The 23,162-nt window shown below is 72.5% G+C and carries 20 protein-coding genes; 9 read left to right on the forward strand and 11 right to left on the reverse strand.

Going from position 1 to position 23,162, the window contains the following annotated elements; all coding sequences use genetic code 11:
- Positions 1-9 precede the first annotated feature (9 nt).
- From ABZU32_RS08645 to ABZU32_RS08655, 3 genes are read right to left on the reverse strand one after another with little or no spacing between them, the layout of a single operon-like run.
- Complete coding sequence (locus tag ABZU32_RS08645) at positions 10-1,641, reverse strand: long-chain-fatty-acid--CoA ligase (protein WP_354919043.1); 1,632 nt, start codon at positions 1,639-1,641, stop codon at positions 10-12.
- A 34-nt stretch (positions 1,642-1,675) separates the two neighbouring features.
- Positions 1,676-3,028: an MFS transporter gene (locus tag ABZU32_RS08650; protein ID WP_354919045.1), complete on the reverse strand. Its 1,353-nt coding sequence runs from the start codon at positions 3,026-3,028 to the stop codon at positions 1,676-1,678.
- Positions 3,029-3,069: 41 nt separating this feature from the next.
- On the reverse strand, positions 3,070-4,056 hold the full coding sequence (locus ABZU32_RS08655) for an aldo/keto reductase (protein ID WP_354919048.1): 987 nt from the start codon (positions 4,054-4,056) through the stop codon (positions 3,070-3,072).
- A gap of 368 nt (positions 4,057-4,424) precedes the next feature.
- Here ABZU32_RS08655 and ABZU32_RS08660 point away from each other — a divergent pair, with 368 nt between their 5' ends.
- A complete protein-coding gene (locus tag ABZU32_RS08660; protein WP_354919051.1) occupies positions 4,425-5,822 on the forward strand; it encodes an FAD-linked oxidase C-terminal domain-containing protein in 1,398 nt (465 codons plus the stop codon).
- Positions 5,823-5,869: 47 nt separating this feature from the next.
- Here the strand turns inward: ABZU32_RS08660 and ABZU32_RS08665 are convergent, their stop codons facing one another.
- Entirely contained in the window at positions 5,870-6,625 is a 756-nt protein-coding gene (locus tag ABZU32_RS08665) for an SDR family NAD(P)-dependent oxidoreductase (protein ID WP_354919054.1), read from the reverse strand.
- Positions 6,626-6,673: 48 nt separating this feature from the next.
- On the reverse strand, positions 6,674-7,564 hold the full coding sequence (locus ABZU32_RS08670) for an NAD(P)-dependent oxidoreductase (protein ID WP_354919057.1): 891 nt from the start codon (positions 7,562-7,564) through the stop codon (positions 6,674-6,676).
- A 276-nt stretch (positions 7,565-7,840) separates the two neighbouring features.
- Here ABZU32_RS08670 and ABZU32_RS08675 point away from each other — a divergent pair, with 276 nt between their 5' ends.
- Positions 7,841-8,980, forward strand: a complete 1,140-nt coding sequence (locus ABZU32_RS08675) for an SgcJ/EcaC family oxidoreductase (RefSeq protein ID WP_354919060.1) — start codon at positions 7,841-7,843, stop codon at positions 8,978-8,980.
- 268 nt (positions 8,981-9,248) lie between these two features.
- On the opposite strand, the gene ABZU32_RS08680 is transcribed toward ABZU32_RS08675, so the two are convergent.
- Positions 9,249-9,974, reverse strand: coding sequence for a hypothetical protein (locus ABZU32_RS08680; RefSeq protein ID WP_354919063.1), 726 nt, complete (start codon positions 9,972-9,974; stop codon positions 9,249-9,251).
- A gap of 408 nt (positions 9,975-10,382) precedes the next feature.
- On the opposite strand from ABZU32_RS08680, the gene ABZU32_RS08685 reads away from it, so the two are divergent.
- The 3 genes from ABZU32_RS08685 (at position 10,383) to ABZU32_RS08695 (ending at position 11,650) form a co-directional block, all read left to right on the forward strand.
- The gene (locus tag ABZU32_RS08685) at positions 10,383-10,835 is read left to right on the forward strand and encodes a helix-turn-helix domain-containing protein (RefSeq protein ID WP_354919066.1); all 453 of its coding nucleotides are present in this window, start codon (positions 10,383-10,385) and stop codon (positions 10,833-10,835) included.
- A gap of 26 nt (positions 10,836-10,861) precedes the next feature.
- Positions 10,862-11,161 (forward strand): hypothetical protein, encoded by a 300-nt coding sequence (locus ABZU32_RS08690; RefSeq protein WP_354919069.1) that lies wholly within the window; start codon positions 10,862-10,864, stop codon positions 11,159-11,161.
- A gap of 339 nt (positions 11,162-11,500) precedes the next feature.
- Positions 11,501-11,650: a hypothetical protein gene (locus ABZU32_RS08695; RefSeq protein ID WP_354919071.1), complete on the forward strand. Its 150-nt coding sequence runs from the start codon at positions 11,501-11,503 to the stop codon at positions 11,648-11,650.
- Positions 11,651-11,711: 61 nt separating this feature from the next.
- Here ABZU32_RS08695 and pruA read toward each other — a convergent pair whose 3' ends face one another.
- Complete coding sequence (gene pruA / locus ABZU32_RS08700; protein ID WP_354919074.1) at positions 11,712-13,337, reverse strand: L-glutamate gamma-semialdehyde dehydrogenase; 1,626 nt, start codon at positions 13,335-13,337, stop codon at positions 11,712-11,714.
- Positions 13,338-13,345: 8 nt separating this feature from the next.
- Positions 13,346-14,263, reverse strand: coding sequence for a proline dehydrogenase family protein (locus tag ABZU32_RS08705; protein ID WP_354919077.1), 918 nt, complete (start codon positions 14,261-14,263; stop codon positions 13,346-13,348).
- Between the two features lie 94 nt (positions 14,264-14,357).
- On the opposite strand from ABZU32_RS08705, the gene ABZU32_RS08710 reads away from it, so the two are divergent.
- Entirely contained in the window at positions 14,358-15,437 is a 1,080-nt protein-coding gene (locus tag ABZU32_RS08710; RefSeq protein WP_354919080.1) for a helix-turn-helix domain-containing protein, read from the forward strand.
- On the opposite strand, the gene ABZU32_RS08715 is transcribed toward ABZU32_RS08710, so the two are convergent.
- A complete protein-coding gene (locus ABZU32_RS08715; protein ID WP_354919083.1) occupies positions 15,422-16,516 on the reverse strand; it encodes a family 16 glycosylhydrolase in 1,095 nt (364 codons plus the stop codon). The two genes, ABZU32_RS08710 and ABZU32_RS08715, sit on opposite strands and share 16 nt — an antisense overlap.
- Before the next feature lie 110 nt (positions 16,517-16,626).
- Here ABZU32_RS08715 and sthA point away from each other — a divergent pair, with 110 nt between their 5' ends.
- Both sthA and ABZU32_RS08725 read left to right on the forward strand, forming a co-directional pair.
- Positions 16,627-18,030 (forward strand): Si-specific NAD(P)(+) transhydrogenase, encoded by a 1,404-nt coding sequence (gene sthA, locus ABZU32_RS08720; protein WP_354919086.1) that lies wholly within the window; start codon positions 16,627-16,629, stop codon positions 18,028-18,030.
- Between the two features lie 415 nt (positions 18,031-18,445).
- Complete coding sequence (locus ABZU32_RS08725) at positions 18,446-18,898, forward strand: hypothetical protein (protein ID WP_354846354.1); 453 nt, start codon at positions 18,446-18,448, stop codon at positions 18,896-18,898.
- Positions 18,899-18,982: 84 nt separating this feature from the next.
- Here ABZU32_RS08725 and ABZU32_RS08730 read toward each other — a convergent pair whose 3' ends face one another.
- On the reverse strand, positions 18,983-20,158 hold the full coding sequence (locus ABZU32_RS08730; RefSeq protein ID WP_354919089.1) for a glycosyltransferase: 1,176 nt from the start codon (positions 20,156-20,158) through the stop codon (positions 18,983-18,985).
- A 203-nt stretch (positions 20,159-20,361) separates the two neighbouring features.
- The gene (locus ABZU32_RS08735) at positions 20,362-22,260 is read right to left on the reverse strand and encodes a SpoIIE family protein phosphatase (protein WP_354919091.1); all 1,899 of its coding nucleotides are present in this window, start codon (positions 22,258-22,260) and stop codon (positions 20,362-20,364) included.
- 146 nt (positions 22,261-22,406) lie between these two features.
- Here ABZU32_RS08735 and ABZU32_RS08740 point away from each other — a divergent pair, with 146 nt between their 5' ends.
- The gene (locus ABZU32_RS08740) at positions 22,407-23,120 is read left to right on the forward strand and encodes a GAF and ANTAR domain-containing protein (RefSeq protein ID WP_354919094.1); all 714 of its coding nucleotides are present in this window, start codon (positions 22,407-22,409) and stop codon (positions 23,118-23,120) included.
- The last annotated feature ends 42 nt before the right edge of the window (positions 23,121-23,162 follow it).

The raw sequence follows: 23,162 nt of genomic DNA on the forward strand, positions 1-23,162 counted from the left end.
CCGCGGCGGTCAGGCCTCGGGGGCGGGGCGCGCGGCGCCGAAACGCTCCCGCAGGGCCCGCTTGTCGACCTTCCCGACGCCGGTCCTGGGCAGTTCGGTGACGACGCGCACGGTCGGCAGCCACGACGGCGGGACCCGGCCGGCGAGGTGGGCGGCGAACTCCTCGGGGGCGGGCCGCGCGCCGTCGCCCTCACGCAGGACCACACAGGCGAGCGGGCGCTCACCCGACTCGGCGTCGGGCACCCCCACCACGGCGGCGTCGGCGACCGCCGGGTGCGCCATGAGGTGCTCCTCCAGCTCGACCGTCGAGATCCACTCGCCGTTGGCCCGGATGAGGTCCTTCATCCGGTCGACGATGCGGATGTAGCCGAGCTCGTCGATGCGGGCCGCGTCGCCGGTCCGCAGCCAGCCCTGCTGGAACTTGTCCGGCGGCGACCCGTCGCGGAAGTACTCGCGCACCACCCATGGCCCGCGCACCTGCAGCTCGCCCATGGACGCGCCGTCCCACGGCACCTCGCCCCCGGTGTCGTCGGCGATGCGCATGTCGACCATGGCCAGCGGCCTGCCCTGCGAGACCGCGTAGTAGGCGCGGGTCTCCTCCGAGGGCCGCTCCCCGGCCTCGGCGGGCGGCCGGCTGAAGCTGCCGTGCCCGCTGGTCTCGGTCATGCCGAACACCTGCACGATCGGGACGCCGACCTCCTCCTCGAAGGCGCGCGAGACCGCGCGCGGCACGGGGGAGCCGCCGCACACCATGCGCCGCAGCGAGGACAGGTCGGGCCGGTGGCGGCGCCAGTGGTCCAGCAGGCCGGTGAGGGCGGCGCCGAACCCGACCGACACCGTCGGCCTCTCGCGCTCGATCAGCTCGCACACCCCGGCCGGGGTCAGGTCGCCTCCGGGCAGCAGCAGGCCGCAGCCGTGCATGGCCGCGCTGAACGGCAACCCCACCTGGCTCAGAGAGAGGGGCACCAGGGCGAGCAGCGTGTCGCCGGACGACAGGCTCTCGGCGTCGGCGAGCCCGGCGCAGAAACTCTGCAGCACCGTGCTGCGATGGCTGAAGACCACGCCCTTCGGGCGTCCGGTGGTGCCGGTGGTGTAGCTGACGTGCGCCGCCGCGGCCTCCTCCACCTCCGGCCAGGCCTTCAGCGGGTCGGCCTCGGCCAGCAGCCGCTCGTAGCCCAGCCGCCCGCCGGCGGGCGGCTCGTCGCCGTCCCCGTCGGGCAGCACGACGACCGGGCGGCGGCGCGTGAGCCGGGACTCCGCCTCCTCCCAGGCGGGCAGCAGGCCCGCCTCGCACAGCACGAGCGTGTCGTCGGCGTGGTCGACGATGTAGGCGACGTGCTCGGCCGGCAGGTGGACGTTGACCGTGTGCAGCACCGCCCCCATCGAGGTGGCGGCGAGGTAGGCCTCCACGTGCCGGTGCGTGCCACCGGCGAAGGTCGCCACCCGGTCGCCCGGGCCGACCCCGAGCGCGGCGAGCGCCCCCGCCAGCCGGCGGGCACGGGCCACCACGTCACCCCAGGTGAGGCGGGTGACGCCGGCCCGTGACCGGGTGACCACCGGCCGCCTCGCGAACAGCCGCTCGGCGCGCGAGGTGACCATCCCGGGAATGGTGAGCGGAGATTCCATCATCCCGCTTCGCATGCGATCTTTCTCCCTGTGGGTCGAGATGTGCCCGTCACGCGACGACCGCGCGCGACGGTTCGGCCGTCTCCGGGGCGCCGTGGCGCGCCGGGACCACCAGCAGCACCGTCACCGCGGAGAGGATCATGAAGCCGGCCACGACGTACAGGCCGGCGCCGAACGAGCCCGTCCAGTCCTTCAGCAGGCCGAACAGGTGGGGGCCCAGGTAGCCGCTCGCCGCGCCGATGCAGTTGATCAGGGCGATCGCGCCCGCGGCCGCCACGCCCGTCCCCGCGACGACCCGGGCGGGCAGCTGCCAGAAGGCGACGGTGGAGCTGAGCATGCCGGTCAGCCCGAGCGCGATGCCGGCGACCAGCACGTACGGGTTGCTCGCCAGCACGCACGCGACCACGGCGACGGCGCCCAGCAGCAGAGGCACGGCGCAGTGCAGGCGCCGCTCGCCCGTCCGGTCGGAGTGGCGCGCCCACCACACGAAGCCCACCGTGGCCACGGCGAAGGGGATGGCCGTGACCAGGCCCACCTGCAGGTAGGAGAACCTCGTGCCGAAGGCCGTCTCGAGCCCCTTGATCATCTGTGGCAGGAAGTAGGTCAGCGCCCACAGCCCGAACGCCTGGCCGAACAGCACCACGCCGAGCAGCAGCACGCGCGGGTTGCGCACCGTCCGGCCCAGCGCCCCCTTCTGGTGGGGCGGCGCCTGATTCTCGGCCTCCAGCGTCCCGACCAGCCACTCGCGCTCGTCGTCGGCCAGCCAGCGGGCCTCCTGCGGGCGGCTGGTGAGCCAGAAGAACGCCCACACGCCGACGATCACCGACGGGATGCCTTCGGCCAGGAACAGCAGGCGCCATCCGGACATGCCGAACAGGCCGTCGCCGTACTGCATGATCGCCGTGGACAGCGGCGCCCCGAGCACCGACGACAGCGGGATGCCGAGCAGGAACATCGACAGCATCTGCGCCCGACGGCGGGCCGGGAACCACAGGGCGACGTAGAGCAGCAGCCCGGGGTACAGGCCCGCCTCGGCGACGCCGAGCAGCGCGCGCAGCGCGTACAGGCTGCCGGGGCCCTGGGCGAAGGCCAGGGCGGCGCTGCACAGGCCCCAGGTGACGGCGATGCGGGCGATCCAGACCCGGGCCCCGAACTTGAGCATCGCGATGTTGCTGGGCACCTCGAACAGCACGTACCCGATGAAGAAGACGCCGGCGGCCAGGCCGAACATCGACGCGGTCAGCCCGAGCTCGGCGTTCATGTCGAGCGCGGCGTAGCTCATGTTCACCCGGTCGAGGAAGTTCAGGAAATAGAGCACGATCATCAGGGGGATGAGCCTGCGGACGAGTTTGCGTACGGTCCGGGTCTCGATCTCCTCGGACCCGGCGGGTGGAACGGACATGTCGCCCTCCGGTGGCGGGTGGACTCGGTGCGGCGGGAAGCTCACGCGTCGACCGTGCGCATGATCCCCTCGGGGTAGCGCTCGCCGGACACCGAACCGGCGGGGACGGCGCTCTCGAGCAGGCCCACCTGCTCCGGCGTGAGCCGCACCTGCGCCGCGGCGACGTTCTCCCGCAGGTAGGTGACCCGCTTGGTGCCGGGGATGGGCGCGATGTGCTCGTCCTGGGCGAGCATCCAGGCCAGGGCGATCTGGGAGGGGGTCATCTCCAGCTCCGCCGCGATGCTCTGCACACGGTCCACCAGCGCGAGGTTGCGGGCGAGGTTGGCGCCCTTGAACCGGGGGTCGGTGTGCCGGTAGTCGTCCTGCGACAGCGCGCCCATGTCGCGCACGGTGCCGGTGAGGAAGCCGCGCCCGAGCGGGGAGAACGCCATCAGGCCGATGCCGTGCTCGCGGCAGGCTGGCAGCACGTCCTTCTCCACGTACCGCTCGAACAGCGAGTACTCGCTCTCCAGCGCCGTGATCGGATGGGTCGCGTGCGCGCGCAGAAGGGTGTCGGTGCTGACCTCCGACAGCCCGATGTAGCGCACCTTGCCCGCGGTGACCAGCTCGGCCATCCCGCCCACGATCTCCTCGATGGGCATCTCGCGGTCGCGGCGGTGCAGGAAGTACAGGTCGATGACGTCCACGCCGAGCCTGCGCAGCGAGGCCTCGCACGCCTCGCGGGCGTACTCGGGGCTGGAGTCCAGGACGAAACTCCCGTCGCCGGTCCAGCCCTTGATGCCGAACTTGGTGGCCACGACCGCCTGGTCGCGCCGGCCGGCGATGGCCCGGCCGACCAGCGACTCGTTGTGGCCGTTGCCGTATCCGTACATGTCCGAGGTGTCGAGCAGGGTGATGCCGAGGTCGAGCGCCGCCCGGATGGTGGCGATGGACTCCTCGTCGTCATAGGGGCCGTACGACTGCGACATTCCCATGCAGCCGAGGCCGATCGCGGACACGTCCAATTCCCCGAGCTTCCGGTGTTCCATCGGTTTCTCCTTGTGGTCCGCCGGGTGTTTCTCCGGCCGCGGCGGGACTGCGGTCCACGGAATCGGAAAACGCGGGCAGCCCTTTTACGGCGGCGCGGTCATGCCGCCGGCGCTGGGCCGTCGCGCCGATGGACGAGCAGTCTCCGCCGACGCCCGGGACGACGCCGACCACGTTATCCGAGGGATGGTTAGGTGACGGGCGAACCGTCATCGACGCCGGTCGCGCCCGCTCGCACGTCATCGGCGCGTCTCCTCGCCCGGTTGTTCCCGGCGGTGTCTGTGCTATACCGGTGAGAAATGACTAAAGGCCGGATGTGATACCGCTCCCGAATTAATGGCGAGGCCCCGTGACTTCTTTATCCCGTGATATGACGGAAAGCGTGGGCGAGCTGCGCGCCCGGCTCGGCCCCCGCCTGCTGACCGGCGAGGCCGTGCAGGCCTACCGCCACGACGCCGCCCCGCTCGCCGCGGCCGGCGTGCCCCTCGCCGTCGTGCGCGCCCGGGAGGAGGGCGACGTCCAGCAGGCCCTGCGCTGGGCGCACCGGCACCACGTCGCCGTCGTGCCCCGCGGCGGCGGGACCGGTCTGGCCGGCGGCGCCACGGCCGTCGACGGGTGCCTGGTGGTGAGCCTGGCCGGCATGGACCGCGTCGTCGAGATGCGCGCCGACGACCAGTACTGCGTGGTCCAGGCCGGCGTGATCACCGCCGACCTCGACCGCGCGGCGGCCAGGCACGGGCTGATGTACGCCCCCGACCCCTCGAGCCACGAGACCTCCACCATCGGCGGCAACCTCGCCACCAACGCCGGGGGGCTGCGGTGCGTCAAGTACGGGGTGACGCGCGACTGGACGCTCGGCCTGCGGGCGGTGCTCGCCGACGGCCGCGTGCTCGCCACCGGGCGGCGCACCGTCAAGGGCGTCGCGGGATACGACCTCACCGGCCTGCTGGTCGGCTCCGAGGGGACGCTCGGCGTCATCGTCGAGGCCACCCTGCGGCTGCGCCCCCGCCCGTCCGGCGCGCCGGTCACGGTGGTGGCGCAGTTCCCGCTGCTGGAGGCCGCCGCCACCGCCGCGCTGGAGATCACCAGGGCCGGGCTCGACCCCGGCCTGATGGAACTGCTCGACGCGGCCACTCTCGCCGCGCTGAGCGACCACACGCGCATGGACTTCGAGGACGCGGCGGCGCTGCTGCTCGTGCAGTTCGACGGCGCCGGCCGCGAGGACGCCGCCGACGCCGCCCTGGCGGTCCTCACCCGCGGCGGCGCGGGGACGGCTCTGCGGTCCGAGACCGCCTCCGAGGCCGCCGAACTCGTCGGACTGCGGCGCCTGGCCTACCCGGCGCTCGCCCGGCGCGGCGTCCCCTTCACCGAGGACGTGTGCGTGCCCCGGTCACGGCTCGCCGAGATGGTGCGCCACATCCAGGCCGTCGCCGCCGCCCACGCCTGCGAGATCGCCACCGTCGCCCACGCCGGGGACGGCAACCTGCATCCGCTGTTCGTCCTGCCGCACGGGACGACGGGAATCCCCGCCAACGTGTCGCGGGCCGCCGACGAGATCTTCGCCCGCGCGCTGGAGCTCGGCGGCACCCTGACCGGCGAGCACGGGGTCGGCCTGCTCAAACGGCGCTGGCTCGAACGGGAGATGTCGGCCGAGTGCGCGGAGGTCACCCGCGCGGTCAAGCGGGCGCTCGACCCGCACGGCATCCTCAACCCCGGCAAGGCCGTCCCCTTCCCCGCCGAAGGGAACGGGGACGACCTTCCTGGCTGAGACGACACTCCCGACGAGTGCGGGCCGTGTCACCAGGGTCGCGAGCGTTACCAGGGGAGCGGGCCGTCGGCTCCGAAGCAGCCGCCCGTCGGACCGTCCGGCGCCAGGACGGCCAGCCGCACGGCGATCGCGGCGCCGTCGGCCGCGGTGCGCGCCATACCCGAAAGGGCCGGGGCGAACGCCGTCGCGCACGGGCCCGGGTCGGCCGCGTTGACCAGCACCCCGTGCTCGCGCAGCGCGTTGGCGTACTGCACGGTCAGCGCGTTCACCGCCGTCTTGGACGGCACGTACGCCGCCGACGGAGGTCTGCGGGCGAACGGCCCCGCCGGGTCGCTCATCAGCGTCAGCGAGCCGAGGCCGCTGGTGAGGTTGACGACCCGCCCGCAGGGCGAGCGCGTCAGCAGCGGGATCATCGCCGTGGTCACCGCGATCAGGCCGAAGACGTTGGTCTCGAAGACCTCCCTGATCACATCCAGGTCGGCGTCGCACGGGTCCTGCCCGGCCACGTCGCCGAGGATGCCCGCGTTGTTCACCAGGACGTCCAGCACGCCGAACCGCTCGGCGACGTACCGGGTGACCGCGTCGATCGACGCGCGGTCGGTCACGTCGAGCGTGACCGTGCGCACGTCGGCGCCGGTCGCCGACCGCAGCGCGGCGGCGGCCTCCTCGCCCCTGCCCGGGTCGCGGGCGCCGAGCAGCACGGTCATGCCCCGTTCCGCCAGCTGGGCGGCGATCTCGCGGCCGATGCCCTGGTTGGCGCCGGTCACCAGCGCGACCTGCGGCCGGGTGCCGTTGGCCGTCATCTCCGGGTACCGCCCCGCACGGGCGCGGGCACCGCGTGGCCGCCCACGTCAGACCTGTTCCGCGGTGGGAGGGGCGGCGCCGCGCTCGGCGCGGAGCACCTCCACGACCGCGGCGATGTCGGCGCCGGAGCCGCACCGCTCCGCGGTCTCCTCGTACCGGCGCCCGACCAGCCGCGCGATCGGCAGCGACAGCCCGTGCGCGTCGGCCGCCTCGACCAGGTGCCGCACGTCCTTGGCGCCGAGCCGGGTGGAGAACCAGCCGTGGTGCTCGCCGCCGATGATGTCGTCGACGCGGTTGCGGACGGCGATCGGCACGGTCGGCCACTGGTCGAGGACCTCGCGCAGGAGCTTGGTGTCCAGCCCCGTCGCCTCCGCCGTGGCGACCACCTCGGCGACCAGGGCGACCTCCGCCATCAGGAGATAGTTGTTGAGCAGCTTGAAGGTGGTCGCGCCGCCCGGGTCCTCGCCGCAGTACCAGTGGACGTCGAAGAGGCGGCCCCACAGGGGCTCCAGCCGTTCCACCAGATGGCGCTCGCCGCCGAGCAGGCCCGAGGCCCTGCCTTCCAGGACGGTCCTCGGCGCGCCGATGATCGGCGCGGCCACGAACCGGCTCCCGGGCGCGAGGTCCGCCAGCCGTCGGGAGGTGCGCGGAGAGACGGTGCTCATGTCCACCACGATCGGCCCGTCGGTGCTGGACGCCTGCTCGGTGAGCCTCTCCATGACCTGCAGAGCGGCCTGGTCGTCGGCGAGCGACATGAGCACCGCGTCGGCGCCCCGGGCCGCCTCCGCGGGGGAGGACGCCTCCACCGCCCCGGCCGCCACCGCCTCTTCCGCCTTGCCCGGCGTGCGGTTCCACACCCGCGGCCGATGCCCTTGAGCGGCCAGCCGCACGGCCACCGCACGCCCCATGTTGCCCATTCCAAGGACAGTTATTTGCATATGTCATCCCCCTGTCGCCAATTGTCGCCGCAAGCGCTGCTCTCGCCGCGGAGACTCGCTGGAGAAGGCCGGAGATGGGGATCTGCCGGGGTGCTGAGCTGGGATGTCATTCATGTGTGATGAGGGCGGACTTCGCGCTCGTTGATTGGTGTCATGGGGGAGAGGGGTATATACACGCATAATTCCGCCCGGAGCGGGGACACGCGGCCGCATGGCCGGGTGAGGACGCGAACCGCATATATGTTTGCCGCAGGAGCGCATAATCGGGGGGCACGAATGGAAAACCGTCGACGCGGGAACAGGGCCAGCGGCCTGGCAGCCATCGGAGGAGCCGGTCTGGCGTTGCTGTGCGCCCTGCCACCGGCCGCGGCCGCGGCCGCGCCGCGGGGCGCCGACCCGGACGCGGCCGCTCTCGGCGACATCTGGCGCCGGCAGGCCGAGGCGTGGGGCAAGGGCGACGCCGACGCCTACGCCGCGATGTACACCCCGGACGCCGACCTGGTGAACATCAAGGGCGAGCACCTGCACGGCCGCTCGGTGATCGCGGCCCGCATCGGGTACTACTTCAACAACCAGCTCAGGAACACCCAGATCACGCGGCTGGCCGAGAGTGTCCGCATGGTGGCGCCCCTGACGGCGATCATCCTCAGGAAGGACTGCGTCCTGTACGCCGCCGAGAGTGTCTGCCGCCCGTCCAACCTGTCGATCAACAGCAGCGTCGCCGTCAAGCGCCAGGGCCACTGGCTGATCGAGTCCTTCCAGAACACCCTGGTCAGCCCCCAGGAGGAGCGCCAGCGCCCGTTCAGGATGACCGGCGGCCCGGCCCCCGACCACCCCTCCGTCGCGCTCGCCGCCGCCCAGCCGCCTCCCGTCGCCCCCAACGCCCCCGCCCTCGCGCCGCCCGACGCGGCCACACCAGGCCTCTCAGCCTCCGGCGCGGCCGCACCCGCCCTCGCATCGCCCGCCGCGGCCGCCGGTGACATCGCGGCCGAGCTCACCGCGTTGAGGCGGCTGTGGTTGCGCCAGGCCGACGCGTGGTCCAAGGGCGACGGCAAGGCGTACGCCGCCACCTACACCCCGGACGCCGACTTCGTGAACGTCACCGGCGAGCACCTGCGCACCAGCGCCGAGATCGGCGAGAAGTTCCAGCGCTACCTGCACGCCCAGCTCGCCCACAGCCGCATCGTCACCCTGGAGGAGAAGATCGACCTGGTCTCCCCGACGGTCGCCTTCATCATCCGCAAGGGGTGCGTGCATTTCGGCGCGGAGAACAAGTGCCGCCCCAACACCGTGTCCTACAACACGAGCGTCGTGGTCAAGAAGTCCGGCCAATGGCTGGTCAGGTCCTTCCACAACACCCTGGTCAACCAGCCCGGCCGCAAGACCACCCCGTCCCCGAGTCCCACCCGCACCTGACGGCACACCCCGCCGCCGGCATGGTCCCGGCGTCCCGACGGCCCGACGGCCCGGCGTCCCGGCGTCCCGACGGCCCGACGGCCCGACGGCCCGACGGCCCGACGGCCCGACGGCCCGACACGACGGTGGGCACCCGGGCGGAGCAGGCGAGGCGGAATCACCGAGCCGGGCGAAGCCGCTCCGCCCGGCTCGGCACGACTTCGCCTCCGTGTTCACGAAGCACGCACGGCCATCAGGCGCCCGCCCTCGACGAGGAGCGAGGCGGCGTTCAGAGGCCGGTGGCGGTCAGGACCACCGCTTCGACCGCCTCGCCGACCGCGTATGCGGCAACAGCAGAGATGACGCCCATGACGAGGGACAACAGGCATCCCCGCCCGCCGCCCAGCCGCGAAGAGGGCGGTGGCAGGTCGTCGAACGGCCGCCAGAGCGGGCGGGACTCCAGGACGAGGAACAAGATCGCCCCGACACGGCCCACCGTGAACAGCCAGAACCACGCCCAGCGGTTGCCGGCGCGCGGCCGTTCCACGGACAGCATGCCCAGCAAGGCCAGGACCCAGGCCGCGCCCACCGGCCACGACCCGTAGGGCACCGGTACGTGGAAGGGCCAGCGGGGAAGGAAGCCTCGCCCGTTCTGGGTGCCGATCCGCCGGTCCACGGGAGGCGGCCCGTACACGACGCTCAGGTCCGCGTTCAGATCGGTCTGCGAATAGCCGCTGGTGCCCGGCACGGAGAGGATCGCGCGCGACCAGAACAGCGTCCCGGACGACCACCGCAGGTCGCGCAGGACGCGCCCGGACCCTTCGGCGATGACGTAGCTCACCTCTCCCGCCCGCAGCGCCGCGCGGAACTCCCCGAGGGGGCGCAGGGGCGGGTTCCCCGAGAGGGCGGTGACGAGCGCCCCCCATGACAACACCACCAGCAGCAGCACCCGCAGCCATAACAGCACCACCACGCCCGGCTCCAGCAGAGCAGGCCTTCCCCGTTGCACGTCCACAGCACTCCCCGTCATCACCCATACGGCCGTCCCCGCCCAGGCGATCCCGTCCCGAGGCCCGTGTCGCGGTGACCCCGCCCTGGTGACCCCTTGAGGCGACCCGTTGCGGAATTGCGGGGATCCCTTGCGGTGATCTCGTCCCGACGGCGCCGCCCTGCCGACCGCGTCCTGGGCTCACTTTGCCGCCGTCCACCGACGCGAATCAAGGGCCCCGGCCACGCTCCCATGCGCGACCCCGGCCGGGAAGCGCCTCCACAGCGAAACAGGCGGCGGCCGGTCGGCGGAGGCCGCCTGCCAACGGCGCGGACGTGCGGTGATGTCGTGGTGTCGTACATCGGGTTCTGGCGCTGGCGTGTCCGGCCACGCCAGGTTACACTTATTTCAGATATTTCTCGGTGGGAGGTGGTCATGCCCCGCACAGGCGTTCTGGCCGGCGCGACCCGTGTCGAGGCGGACAGCGGCGATCGCGAGCTGCTTGCCCACCTGGAGGCGGCAGCGGCCTCGACGAAGGCGTCGCTGGTGCTACGAGAGCCCGACGGTGCCGACATCGAGTTGCCCCGGTCACTGGTGAGCCTCCTGGTGGCGGCAGCGCACGACCTGGCGAAGGGTAATGCCGTCCTCGCTTTGCCGGTCGAGACTCGGCTGACTCCGAACGAGGTCGCCGAACTGCTGGGACTGTCCCGCCCCTTCGTCGCGCGACTGCTCGACGAAGGAGAGATCCCCTCGCAACATCTGCCGGACAGCCGTCATCGTCTGGTGCGCCTCGCGGATGTCCTGGAGTTCCAGGCTCGTCGCGAACGCCGCGCGGAAGGCCGTCGCAGGATCATGGAGGTAGCCGAAGAGGCGGATCTACCCTACTGACCTCTGACCTCCCGGGGAGCATGCCGATGGTGCGGGTCTTCGTTGACACCAACGTGCTGTTCCCCTTCTCGCTGATGGACCTGATGCTCTCCCTGACCGAGGACGCGGTGCACGCCGTGGTCTGGAGCGATCACCTGCTGGAGGAGTGGGAGCGGGTCATCGTACGCGAGCAGCACCGCTCCGCGTCGGCGGCGGCCCGCATCAGCATGGCGATTCGCGAGTTCTTCGCCGACACTCGAGTGCCCGAGGAGGACTACAAGTATCTGCTGGACCGGTTGGTCGGTCCTGATCCCGGCCGCCTGCTCGTCGTACCCGAAGGCCTCTGATCAGATGGCCTGCTTGGTGGCGGGGGAGGGGCGGATGGGGAGGGTCAGGGAAGGCGAACGACCGGGGTCGCTCGGCCATCGGAAGGGTCGCGGCGATGCTCGTGGCGGTGGCCGGACCCGTGACGGCCATCCGAGCGCAGACCCGCCACGGCGGCGGACACGCGGAAGGCATCCTGCCGGTCGGCACCGACATTTCCACGGTTCACGGGGCCGCTCCCGGCCTGCAGGTTCCCGGCATCTCCTGGGATGTGGGCGCTCGCCGCGAGTGCGTCTCCAGGGAGGCTCTGTCCCTCGTTGTGATCCTCGGGTATGGCGATCGCTCACAAGGAAGGACCGGGCATGGGTGGCGAGGGCTGGCGGGCGAAGGTCCGGCGGTTCGCCGCCGTGACGCTCAGGGGAAGCTGCGTTCTGCTGCTCCATTTCGGCCGGACGGGCGCGGCGTACGTCGTCATGGCGCACGCGGAGCCGGACGACACGCCGCCGCGATGACGGCCGGCCCGGTCAGGGCGCGTGGTGCGTCCTGCCGGGCCGGTGGAGTGGCCGCGGGGTCTCAGCCCATGTGGGGGTAGCGGTGGTCGGTCGGCGGGACGAAGGTCTCCTTGATCGCGCGGGCGCTGACCCAGCGGACCAGGTTGAAGATCGAGCCGGCCTTGTCGTCGGTGCCCGAGGCGCGGGCCCCGCCGAAGGGCTGCTGGCCGACGACCGCGCCGGTGGGCTTGTCGTTGATGTAGAAGTTGCCCGCCGCGAAGCGCAGCCGCTCGGTCGCCGAGGCGATGGCGTACCGGTCCTGGGCGATGATCGAGCCGGTCAGCGCGTACGGAGACACGCTCTCCATCTGGTCCAGGACGGCGTCGAACCGGCTGTCGTCGTACACGTGCACGGCCAGGACGGGGCCGAAGTACTCCTTGACGAAGATCTCGTCGGCCGGGTCGTCGCCGACCAGGATGGTGGGCTTGACGAAGTACCCGGTGGAGTCGTCGTAGGAGCCGGTGAGCACCTCGATGCCGCCGGTCGCGCGGGCCCGGTCGATGGCCGCCTTGTTCTTGGCGAAGGCGCGGTCGTCGATGACGGCGCCCATGAACGTCGACAGGTCGGCGGCCACGTCGCCGACGGTCAGAGACTCGGCCGTCGCGACCAGGTCGTCCTTGATGGCAGACCAGACCGACCGCGGGACGTACGCCCGGGAGGCGGCCGAGCACTTCTGGCCCTGGTACTCGAACGCGCCCCGGATCAGCGCGGTGGACAGCGCGGCCGGGTCGGCGGACGGGTGGGCGAGCACGAAGTCCTTGCCGCCGGTCTCGCCGACCAGCCGCGGGTAGCTCCGGTAGCCGGCGATGTTGGCGCCGACGGTGGCCCACAGGTGCTGGAAGGTGGCCGTGGAGCCGGTGAAGTGGATGCCCGCCAGGTTCGGGTCGGTCAGCGCGACCTCGGACACGGCGGCGCCGTTGCCGGTGACCATGTTGATGACGCCCGGCGGCAGGCCCGCCTCCTCCAGCAGCCGCATGGTGAAGTGCGCGGCGAACTGCTGGGTCGGGGACGGCTTCCACACCACGACGTTGCCCATCAGGGCGGCGGAGGTCGGCAGGTTCCCGGCGATGGCCGTGAAGTTGAACGGGGTGATCGCCAGGACGAACCCCTCCAGCGGCCGGTACTCCATGCGGTTCCACACGCCCGGCGAGGAGATCGGCTGCTCCTGGTGGAGCTGGCGGGCGAAGGACACGTTGAAGCGCAGGAAGTCGATCAGCTCGCACGCCGCGTCGATCTCGGCCTGCTGCGCCGACTTGGACTGGCCGAGGATCGTGGCGGCGTTCAGCGTCGCGCGGTACGGCCCGGCCAGCAGGTCGGCGGCCTTGAGGAAGATCGCGGCCCGCTCCTCGAACGGCAGCGCCCGCCACGCCGGCGCGGCCTTCAGCGCCGCGTCGATGGCGGCGCGCACGTCGCCGGCGGAGGCGTCGGCCGTGCGGCCGAGCACGTGGGCGTGGTTGTGCGGCTGGACGACGTCGATCGAGGCGCCCGCGGCCATGCGCCGCTCGCCGCCGATCGTCATCGTCAGGTCGATCGCGGTGCCGGACAGCTCCTTCAGGCGGCTCTCCAGCACCGAGCGCTCGGCGCTGCCGGGTGCGTAGCCGTGCACCGGCTCGTTGGCCGGGACGGGGACGTTGCTGACGGCATCCATGGAAGACCTCACTTGGAGCGGAGTGAACGCAGGAAGAAGGCGACGTTGGCGGGGCGCTCGGCCAGGCGGCGCATGAAGTAGCCGTACCAGTCGTCGCCGTAGGGGACGTACACGCGGACCGTGGAGCCGGCGCGGGCCAGCGCCTCCTGCTTGTCGGTCCGGATGCCGTAGAGCATCTGGTACTCGAAGGAGTCCCGGCCGCGTCCGGCGCGGTCGGCCAGCAGCTCGGTGATGGAGATCAGCCGGTCGTCGTGCGTGGCCACCATGGGGTACCCCTTCCCCTCCATGAGGATGCGCAGGCACCGCACGTACGCCTTGTCCACGTCGGCCTTCTTCTGGTGGGCCACCGACGCCGGCTCGGCGTAGGCTCCCTTGACCAGCCGCACCCGCGAGCCCTCGCGGGACAGGTCGCGCAGGTCGCCCTCGCTGCGGAACAGGTAGGCCTGGACGGCGACGCCGGTCGCCGGGAAGTCCTCGCGCAGCTCCCGCAGGATGGACAGCGTGGAGTCGACCGTGGTGTGGTCCTCCATGTCCAGCGTGACGGTGGTCCCGGCGTCCCGCGCGGCGGCGCAGATCTCCCGGGCGTGGTCGAGCGCCATGCCGCGGTCGAGCATCTGCCCGACGGCGGACAGCTTGACCGAGACCTCGGCCCGCGTGCCGAGACCGATCGGGCGCAGCGCGTCGAGCATCGAGACGTAGGCCTTGACCGTCTCGGCGGCGGCCCGCGCGTCCCTGGTCTCCTCGCCGAGGTGGTCGAGGGTGACCGTCAGGCGGGCGTCGGTGAGGCGCTGGACGGCCGCGAGCGCTGACCCCGCGTCCTCACCCGCGACGAACCGGTCGACCACGAGCCGGGTGACCGGGAAACCGGAGACGGCGCGGCGCGCGAGCGGGCTCCGCGAGACCGCCAGAAGTACGGAACCGAGCATGTTCACCACCATAAATGCGCAGGTGAGCGGCTTCTATGGACATCCGCCACGGGCCTCGTCTACCCGCTTCATACAGATGTATGACAATGGGCGGGTGGATCTGCAGGAAATCGTGGACGACATCGCGCGCATTCTGGACGCCTCGGCGACGCTGGAGGACCGGGCCTTCCAGTTGCTCGCCTACGCGGCCCAGAGCGGCGACATCGACGCCGTCCGGCGCGAGTCCATCCTGCGCCGCCGCGCCTCCGACGAGGTGCGCGCCTACTTCGAGGGCTACGGCGTCGCCACCGCCGCCGGGCCGGTCCGCATCCCCGCCGACCGCGGCCTCGGCGTGCTGGCCCGCGTGTGCGTCCCCCTGCGCCACCGCGGGGTCACCTATGGATACCTGTGGCTGCTGGACGCCGGCGCGCTCACCGACCAGCGCCTGGACGCCGTCGCGCCGCTGGTCGCGCGGGCCGCCGCCACGCTCGCCCAGGAGGCCCGCAGCCGCCAGGACCTCGGGGTGCGCCTGCGCGATCTGCTCTCGGCCGACCCGGAGGTACGCGCCGCGGTCCCGCTGGACCTGTCCGGCCCGGTGGCGGCGGTCGCCGTCCGCACCGCCTCCGGTGTCGTCGCGCCGCTGTGGACGCTCCCGCGCGGCGTGCTCGCCGACGCCGGCGACCCGCTCACCGCCCTGCTGGCGCCCGCCGGGCAGGCGGCCGCCGTCGCCGCCCGCGTCCAGGGCATGTACGGCACGGCCGCCGGCGTGGGCGGCCCGCGCGAGGACCCCGGCGAGGCGTGGCGGAGCTGGCGGGAGGCGACCCTGGCGCTGCGCGCGGCCCAGCGGGTGCCGCGCCTGGCCCCGGTCGCCGTCTGGGCCGATCTGGGGGTGCACCGCCTGCTGGTGCGGCTGTCGCCGGCCGAGCTGGCGGACCTGGCGGCCGAGGCCGCCGCCCTGTCCGGCGAGCTCGCCGCCACCGTCGGCGCCTACCTGGACCAGGGCGGCCGGGCGCGCGAGACCGCCGCCCGGCTCGGCGTGCACCGCCAGACGCTGTACTACCGGCTGGCCAAGGCCGAGCGCGTCACCGGGCTGGACCTCGACGACGGTGAGAACCGCCTGGTCCTGCATCTCGGGCTCAAGGCCGCCGAGCTACTCGCCGGCGACCGTCAGGGCGCCCGTCAAGAAGCCCGGTAGATCTTGACCCAGTCGACGAACATCGACACCGTGCGCGGCGTCGAGGCGTTCCTGCACGGCGACCACTGGTTGCACACCACGTCGTTCTGCAGGGTCAGGTGCATCGGCTGGGCCTCGGGCACGCGCGGCCCGGTGTAGTCCCACACCTGCCTGCCGTCCAGCCAGAACGTCAGCCGGCCGGGCAGCCGGTCGACGGCCACGGTGTGCCACTGGGTGAAGTCGGCCCGCATCTGGCTCTGCGCCTGCGGGGCCTCGCCGCGGTGGACGTAGATGCCGCCGGTGCGCCGGGTCGGGTCGATCACCTCGGCGAAGTCGATCTCGGCGTACTCGCCGCGTTCGCTGCTCGGCCACAGCAGCGCGACCAGCGAGTACCCGGCGCCCGCCTCGCCGCGGAAGCGCACCTCCCACCGGCCGTAGGTCTGCGACAGGTGGGAGGCGACGCCGCCGGACAGGTCCTTGCCGCCGTAGAAGCCGCCGGTCATGCGCAGCATGCCGCCGCCGACGCTGGTCGCCTGTGCCGTGCGCGGGTTCACCTTGGCGTCGGGGGAGTGGTACACCTCCCAGGTGCCGCGGTCGATCTGGGTGCCGTCGAAGTTCTCCACCAGCACCGGGGCGCCCCACCGGGGGTCGGTGCCGGACGTGGCGCGCTGCCCCGCCGTGGGCGCCGCGCTCGTGGCGACCGGGGGCGGCACGGTGCTGGAGGCGGTCGGCGGCCCGCCCGGCCGTGCCCCCGGGGACGTGCCCGGCGGCACGTCCAAGGGAGCGCCCGGGCCCGGCGGCCGGTACGACGGGCCGCCGCGCGGCCCGTACCGGTGGTCGTAGACCGGGGGAGGCGGGTAGCCGGGCGCGCCCAGGGGAGCTCCCGAGGAGCCGCCCGGGGAGGCGGCGCGCGGCACCCGGCTGGTCACCGGGCCGGCGTGCGGAGGGAAGCTCCGGTCGCCGGCCGAGGGGGACGCGCCGGCGTGGACGGGCGGACGCCCGTCGCCGGGGCGCCGCCCGTGCGGGCCGTCGTGGCCGGGGCCAGGACAGAGGGTCAACGTCGTCGCCGCTACGATCATGTATGCGCTACGAATCGACATGCGCCCATGAAAGCAAGCATCGTCCCCTGATCACAGGGTTATAGCGATTTGGCGTTCCCGGTCGGACGCACCGCTTCACCAATCTGGTCGTTAGCCGCACACTTGGCGTTGTGTCCGACTACGAGGTACTTGTCCTGGGTTCCGGACCCGGCGGCCAGAAGGCGGCCATCGCGGCCGCCAAGCTCGAACGCCGCGTCGCGATCGTCGAGCGGCGCAGCATGATCGGCGGCGTGTGCATCAACACCGGCACGATCCCCTCCAAGACCATGCGCGAAGCCGTTCTCTACCTGACCGGCCTCAACCAACGAGAGATGTACGGCCAGAGTTACCGCCTGAAGGAAGACGTCACGGTGGCCGACCTGACCATGCGCACCGCCCATGTGGTGGGGCGCGAGATCGACGTCATCAGGAGCCAGCTGTCGCGCAACCGCGTGACGCTGCTGCTCGGCTCGGGCCGCTTCCTCGACCCGCACACGGTCGAGGTGGCCGACGAGCACGGCAGGGGCACCAAGATCACGGCCGACAACATCATCATCGCGACCGGCACCCGGCCCGCCCGCCCGGACAGCGTGGAGTTCGACGACCGCACGATCATCGACTCCGACGGCATGATCCAGCTCGACAAGGTGCCCGACTCGATGGTCGTCGTCGGCGCCGGGGTGATCGGCATCGAGTACGCCTCGATGTTCGCCGCCCTCGGCACCAAGGTCACCGTGGTCGAGCGGCGCGAGCGCATGCTGGAGTTCTGCGACCTTGAGGTGGTCGAGGCGCTGAAGTACCACCTGCGCGACCTCGCGGTCACCTTCCGGTTCGGCGAGACGGTGGCCGCCGTCGAACGGCGGGCGCGCGGCTGCGTCACCGTCCTGGAGAGCGGCAAGAAGATCCCCGCGGACACCGTCATGTACTCGGCCGGCCGGCACGGCGTCACCGAGGCGCTGAACCTGGAGGCCGCCGGGCTCACGGCCGACGCCCGGGGCCGCATCGCGGTGGACCAGGACTACCGCACACCTGTGCCGCACATCTACGCGGTCGGCGACGTCATCGGCTTCCCCTCGCTCGCGGCCACCTCGATGGAGCAGGGACGCATCGCCGCCCACCACGCCTGCGGCGAGCCGCTGAAGGGCATGTCGGACCTGCAGCCGATCGGCATCTACACCATCCCCGAGATCAGCTACATCGGCCGGACCGAGGACGAGCTCACCAAGGCACTGGTGCCCTTCGAGGTCGGGATCTCGCGGTACCGGGAGCTGGCCCGCGGGCAGATCATCGGCGACACCTACGGCATGCTCAAGCTCCTGGTCTCGCCCGACGACCACGCCCTGCTCGGGGTGCACGTCTTCGGCACCGGCGCGACCGAGCTGCTCCACATCGGGCAGGCCGTCATGGGCTGCGGCGGCACGGTGGACTACCTGGTGGACGCGGTCTTCAACTATCCGACCCTCGCCGAGTCCTACAAGGTCGCCGCCCTCGACGCCATGAACAAGATCCGCAGGATGGCCCGCTTCGCCGACTGAGATCCGCCGGCCGAGACCCCGCGCCGAAGGCCGTTCCGCCCCGCCCGGGGTGGAACGGCGAAAGCCCGTGCCGAGGGAGGTGGCACGGGCTTTCGTCCCTCCGCGCGAACCGGTCGCTTTCGAACAGTGAATGTTTCAGCGGACCGTGGACCGCGTGGCCGGCCGGAGGGTCGTTCCCGGCCCGGGGTGCGCCTGCCGGTCGCGGGTGCGGATTCCGGCTCGTCGCCGGGCGCGCGGTCTCCCGCGGGCCGCGGGCTCCGCGATCGCGGAGCGGGCCGCCGGCGGAGCGCGCCGTCGATACGTCCCGCCCCGCACCGGCGTTTGAGCCCGGACGAAACCCGCGGGCGTTGACCGCCGGTCCGGGAAGGTGCTGAATTCGCTTTGCTCGAAGTCGGCGCTACATGAAGGGATGTCCATGATTGCTGGGAATCCGGTCCGGCGGGTGCTGGCGCTCGGCTCGACGCTGGTGGCGATCGGCGCGTTGGGCGTGGTGGCGTCGCCGCCCGCCGCCGCCGATGGCATCGTTCTGCAGGCCACGGTGGACTGCCTCAACAACGACTACTACGGGGACACCAGAGACTGGTATCCAACGATCACGGCGCTGCCCTACAGCTCCATGACCGCGATCCCGGCCACACACGCGTGGCAGTACACCGTGACTCTGCCCGCCGGCAGCACCTCCGCGGCGAGCGTCCCCGCGACGTGCAGCAGCGGGCACCAGTACGGCGACTACGCGGGGTCGGTCGGCTCCGTCAGCATCCCCGCGGGCACGACCACCGTGACCGCCACCTGGGGGTGCTATGCCGCCCCCGTGTACCCCGGTCCGTGGCTCACCACCTGCAGCCCGCAGTCGGTGACGTACAGCTGACCGTTCGTCCCCGCGTCCTGAGAGAACCGACGAGCCCGCGCCACCACCGGTGGCGCGGGCTCGAGGAGTGTGGAGGGAGCCGGCTCAGGCGGCCTCGGCCTCTTCGGCGTCGGCCTCGGCGGGCAGCGCGACACCGGTGACGGTGTCGTACACCCGCACCAGCTCGCGGCTGATGCGCTCCATCGAGTAGCGCGAGCCGGCGCGGTCGGCGCCGGCGAACCCGAGGGCGGTGCGCCGGGTCAGGTCGCCCAGCAGCAGGCGGGTGCGGCGAGCGATCGGGGCGGGGTCGTTCGGGCGCACCAGCAGGCCGGTCACCCCGTCCACCACCGAGTCCAGGTGGGCGCCGACGGCCGAGGCGACGACCGGGACGCCGCAGGCCATGGCCTCCAGGGCCACCTTGCCGTTGGGGACGGCGACCGGCAGCGAGAGCACGACGTCGGCGCTGCGCATCAGCTTGGCGATCGAGTTGTGCGGCACGTGCCCGAGCAGGGTCACGCGGTCCTCGACTCCGACCTCCTTGGCCAGCAGGCGCAGCCGCTCGAGGTCGGTCTCGGTGTCGGGGGCCCCGGCGACCGGGCCGCCCGCGATCAGCAGCTCGGCGCCCGGGATGCCGTCGAGCGCCCGGATCGCGGTGTGGGCGCCGCCGCCCTGGGTGATGTGGCCGACGTGGACGAGGCGGGGGCGCTCGCCACGCGACAGGGACGGGCCCTGGCGGCGGAACCGCTCGGTGTCGACGCCGTGCGGGACGACCGCGATGTTCTTGCGCGGCACGCCGAGCCGGATGAGCTCCTCGCCCTCACTCCCGCAGGAGGCGATGACCGCGTCGGCGCGGCGGCCGATCGCCCGCTCCAGCCGCACCCGCGCGGCCTGCCCGGCGCCGCCGGGACGGATGCGCGAGGAGCCGAGCTGGTGGAAGGTCTGCACGATCGGGATGTCCATGCCGTCGGCCGCGGCCACCGCGGCCAGGCCGCCGGTCCAGGAGTGGGCGTGGACCACGTCCGGGCTCTCCTTGGTCCAGCGCCGCCGCAGCTCTTCGCTGAACTCCGCGATGTGCGGCATGAGGTCGCTCTCCGGCAGCGGCTGCGCGGGGCCCGCGTCGATGTACTCGATCGTCACACCGGTGGCCACCTTCACCCGCGGCTTGCGGTCGGGAGCGTTGCGGCGGGTGTAAATCGTGACGCGGTGGGAACTGCTGAGTTCGCGGGCGATGGCCGGAATGTCGGCGGGAAGCACGTGCACGGAGACGATGGCGATGTTCACTGGGGCACACCTCAGGGATGCCGGGTCGCACAGGACCCGAATGGCGTACTGAGTTGTGCCTGCGTCTTAGGCACGGAATCTGTGTCTAAGCTTACCGGCGTCTGGAACTCGACAAACCCCTCAGGGCAAAAAATCTTAGAAAAACCTTGTTGCCCTGGTTGCAGGAGAAACGTCCCCGTACGTGCGGACGGTGTCCGCGCAGGTCAGCGCGTGCGGCGCATGGCCAGGATGGTCGCCTCGTCGAGGATCTGACCGCCGCAGAAGGCCCGCTGGTCCTCCTCGACGGCCTTCACCACCGCCGCTCCCGGCTGGCCCGTGCACCGCGCGAGCACCTCGGTGAGCCGGCTCTCGCCGTACGCCAGCTCCTCCTGACCCGACCTGCCCCGCGAGCCGGCCAGCCCGTCGGAGTACAGCACCAGCGTCTCGCCCAGGGCCAGCGCGACCTCCTCGACCGGGACGGCCACGCCGGTCTCGATGCCGAGCGGCATGCCGCCCCCGGAGGTGTAGCGCACCCCGCCGTCGTTCTTCAGGACCGCGGGCGGATGGTTGCCGGCCGAGGCGAGCCTGACCCGCCCGCCACGCCTGCCCGGGGTGACGAACCCGGCGGCGACCATGACGAACATGCCGGTGTCCTGCGCCACCAGGGCGTCGTTCAGCCGGGCGACCACCGTCCCCGGGTCGTCCTCCCACACGCTGAGCGTGCGCAGGCCGCCGCGCACCATCGCGGTGACCGACGCGGCCTCCTCGCCCTGCCCGACGACGCCGCCGACGGCGAAGCCCCAGCCGTCCTTGACCGGGAACACGTCGTAGAACTCCCCGCCGATCGCCCTCGGCCCCGCGCCGGTGTGGTACGACGCGGCCACGTCGTAGCCGGGGACGTCGGGCAGCGTGCGCGGCAGCACGCCGGTCTGCAGGGTGTCGGCCGCCTGCGCGCTGCCCTGGAAGACGCGCTGGGCACGCAACGCCAGCCCGATGTGCGCGCCGGCGTCCTCCATGAGCGCCAGGTCGGCCAGGCCGAACGGCGGCCGCTCGCGCATCCGCAGCAGCGTGATGACGCCGTGCACCTCCTCTCCGGCCAGGATGGGGACGCTCAGCACCGAACCCGCCCGGGTGGCGTGCAGGACGGAGGAGCCGTCCGGCAGCGCGCCGAACACGGTGTCGTCCTCGACCATCTCGTGCACCACGCCGCCACCGCTCGCCAGCACGTGCGCGACCAGCGCCGCCCCCGAGGGGTCCATGCGCTCCAGCGTCTGCACCAGGCGGGCGACGGGCTGGTTGGCCGGCCCGATGACCAGGGAGCGCTGCGGCGCGCCCTCGCGCACGACGTCGGCGAAGACCCAGTCGGCGGTGTGCGAGGCGAGCAGCCGGCCGGCGCGGATGAGCGCGACCGGCTCGCTGAGGCTCTCCTCGTCAAGCAGCAGGCGGGTGAGCCGCGACATCAGCTCCTGGCGGCGCGCGGCGGCCATGATGAAGGACTCTTCGGGCGACTGCTCCGGCTCCGGCGCGACCTGGCCGGCCTCGGGCGCGCGCACCTCGACCGGCAGCGCCACCGCGGCGATCATCTCCTGCGGCTCGCCGGCCATGCGCAGCTGGGTCAGGACCAGCCGCACGTTGTGCGCGCGTCCCTGGTGGGCCAGCCGGGTCGGGAAGGCCGCCGTCTCGCCGGTGTGCAGCACCGAGGTCAGATGGGAGCGGAACGCCGCCCGGCGCGAGACGTCCACCAGCAGCGGGAAGGCCCGGCCGGTCAGGTAGCCGTCCGGGCTGCCCAGCAGGCGGGACGCCTCGGCGTTCACCCGCCGCACCGTGCCCGTCGTGTCCAGGATGATCACCGGGACGGGAAGGGTGCGGTAGACCGTCCGCAGAAGCTTCAACTCGCGGTTGGAGCTGCTCTCTTTGCCGCCCGACCTGCGCCTGGTCTTGCCCAGCTCGCCGATCGAGGCCCGCAGCAGGTCGCGGGCCGTGTCCAGTTCGACCAGCGCGGCGTCCAGGGTCGGGCCGGGGTCGCCGGGGTAGGCCGAGCGGGCGTCCCGGAGCGAGGAGATGCGGGCCGTCAGGCCGCTCAGCGCCTGCTCCAGTGCGGGAAGATCAGTGGGGTCGGTCAAGTTGCGTCCTTCGGATGGCGGCGGGGAGCGTGGGGTCCCCCTGCTAGACCGTACGCCAAGGAGACGCCCGTCATCGATGAGCACCTCCCGGCGGGAATTAACCTGGCTCTGAAGGGAAGCGGAAGGCCTGTATGGAGACGATGCGCATGTTCAGTCCGGCCCTCGCCCGGGACCTCGCGGCCCTTGGCCGCGTCAACGAGGGCACCTCCATGGAGAGCGTCCTCAGCGGCGTGACCAGGGCCGTCGCCGTCGGGGTGCCGGGGTGCGCGGGCGGCACCGTGGAGTTGCGGCGCGACGAGCGCCTGATGCTGTCGGCCTCGCACAGCGACCTCATCGCCCTGGTCGACCGCGAGAGCGCCCTGCGGGAGGGGCCGTCGGTCGAGGCGGTGGCGACGGGCAGGAACGTCCTGATCCCCGACGTGCTGCAGGAGACCCGCTGGCCCCGGTACGCCGCGACGGCCGTCAAGCACGGGGTGCGCTCGTCGCTGGTGCTGCCCATCTCGGTGGACGGCGCGACGCTGGTGCTCGGCCTGTACGCCACGCGGCCGGGGGCCCTGGCCGGCGGCTCGGCCGACCCGCTGGCCGCCCTGCTCACCGAGCAGCTCACCGTGGCCCTGGCCAACGTGTCGGACTACGACGAGGTGCTCACCGACGCCGCCCAGATGCAGGAGGCGCTCGCGGGGCGCGCGGTCATCGACCAGGCCAAGGGCATCATCATGCACGCGAGCGGCTGCTCGGCCGAGGCTGCCTTCGACGAGCTGCGCCGGCTCTCGCAGCACCACCAGGTGAAGGTGGCCGACCTTGCCCGCCTGCTGGTCAGCGAGCACCAGAGCAAGCATGGCGGCGCCCTGCCGTCCTGACCGCGTTCTTGTGACTTCTCATGCTTCGAGGCACTTTAGCGC

Source organism: Sphaerisporangium sp. NPDC005288 (genome assembly GCF_040607475.1).
Classification (GTDB): domain Bacteria; phylum Actinomycetota; class Actinomycetes; order Streptosporangiales; family Streptosporangiaceae; genus Sphaerisporangium; species Sphaerisporangium rhizosphaerae.